This is a genomic window from Saccharopolyspora sp. NPDC002686, assembly GCF_040295745.1.
In the GTDB taxonomy this organism is placed as follows: domain Bacteria; phylum Actinomycetota; class Actinomycetes; order Mycobacteriales; family Pseudonocardiaceae; genus Saccharopolyspora; species Saccharopolyspora oryzae.
Map to the genome: position 1 here is coordinate 1 of NZ_JBEOVY010000635.1, position 1,711 is coordinate 1,711.

At 68.7% G+C, this 1,711-nt stretch carries 2 protein-coding genes; both read left to right on the plus strand.

The window, feature by feature from the left end; all coding sequences use genetic code 11:
- A partial coding sequence (locus ABTZ89_RS38495; protein ID WP_351054395.1) for a phosphatase PAP2 family protein occupies positions 1-381 on the plus strand: 381 nt, incomplete at its 5' end.
- Positions 382-640: 259 nt separating this feature from the next.
- Positions 641-1,600: a decaprenyl-phosphate phosphoribosyltransferase gene (locus ABTZ89_RS38500; RefSeq protein ID WP_502949657.1), complete on the plus strand. Its 960-nt coding sequence runs from the start codon at positions 641-643 to the stop codon at positions 1,598-1,600.
- Positions 1,601-1,711: the final 111 nt, after the last annotated feature.

The window sequence follows — 1,711 nt, forward strand, 5'->3', positions numbered from 1 at the left end:
GCTGGCGCCCCTGCGCCCGCATGTCCTCGGTGTAGCTGCTCAGCTGCAGCCGCTGGGCGACCTTCCTCGAGGTCGTCGATCGCCGTCAAGCGCGTGGTGCGCCGGCGTCGGCCGTCCGACCCCGGCGTCCAGGTGCTGGTCGGCACGCCGAGCAAGCTGAGCTTCCCGTCCTCGCACGCGACGTCCACGGCGGCCGCTGCGGTGCTCTACGGCGGGTTGACGGGCAAGAAGCTGACCCCGGTGGTCGTGCCGCCGATGATGGTCAGCCGCCTCGTCCTGGGGGTTCATTATCCGAGCGATGTGGTCGCCGGTTCTGCGCTCGGCGGTGCCGTGGCGTGGGGCGTGCGGCGATTCACGAGACGGCGGAGGAACCGTGGCTGACAAGAACGAAACCGAGGCCGACACCGGCAAGACCGATGCGTCGGCCGAGGCGGACACCGGCAAGACCGATGCGTCGGCCGAGGCCGGCGGCAGCAACGGTGCCCACGTAGGCGACGCGCTGCTGAACGGTGCCGGCAAGACGGGCGAGACGACCGGCACCGACGCTGCGGTCGAGCCGGACGAGAAGACCGCGCAGGCCGAGCGCATCGAGGTGGAGACCGACGGCGAGGGCACCATCGGCGCCGAGTTCGGCGACGAGGTGCTCGAGCCGACGGCGAAGAAGTCCGACGACATCAAGGACAAGTCCTCGGACGCCTACCACGCGAAGGTCACCGCGAAGGCGGGCACCACGGCGGGCCTGGTCACCGGCCTGATCAAGGAGCTGCGCCCCAAGCAGTGGGTGAAGAACGTCCTGGTGCTGGCCGTGCCGTTCGCGGCGGGCCAGATCCTGGACCCGGCCGTGCTCTGGCACGCCGTGCTGGCGTTCATCGTGTTCTCGATGGCCGCCTCCGGCATCTACTTCGTCAACGACGCGATCGACGTCGAGGCGGACCGCCAGCACCCGACCAAGCGCAACCGCCCGATCGCGGCCGGGCTGATCCCGGTGCCGATCGCCTACGCGGTGTGCGTGCTGCTGCTCGGCGGATCGCTGCTGATCTCCGCTCTGACCAGCATGTCGCTGCTGGCCGTGATGGCGGTCTACATCGCGGTGCAGCTGGGCTACTGCTTCGGCCTGAAGCACCAGCCGGTGATCGACCTGTGCATCGTCGCGTCCGGCTTCCTGCTGCGCGCCATCGCCGGTGGTGCCGCCGCCGGCCTGGTCATCACGCAGTGGTTCTACCTGATCGTCGCGTTCGGCTCGCTGTTCATGGTGGCGGGCAAGCGCTACGCCGAGGTGAAGCTGGCGATGGAGACCGGCGCGAAGATCCGCAAGTCGCTGAAGGCGTACTCGCCGTCCTACCTGCGGTTCGTGTGGGCCATCGCGGCCGCGATCACGATCATGGCCTACGCGCTGTGGGCCTACGACATCCGCGAGTTCGAGAACTCCCGCTGGGGCCTGATCTCGATCGTGCCGATGGTCGTGGCGATCCTGCGCTACGCGGTGGACATCGACAAGGGCATCGCGGGCGAGCCGGAGGAAGTGGTCCTGAAGGACAAGGTCCTGATGGTCCTCGGCGTGATCCTGGCCGGCTGCCTCTTCTTGGCCTTCTACCTCTGATCCGACCCCAGAGATGATGCAGGACGAGCAGGACCGGGCGAGGCACGAGCTGCTGCTGCGGCTCGCGCCGAGGCTGCCCGAACAACCAGGCCTACCAGCAGCAACATCGGC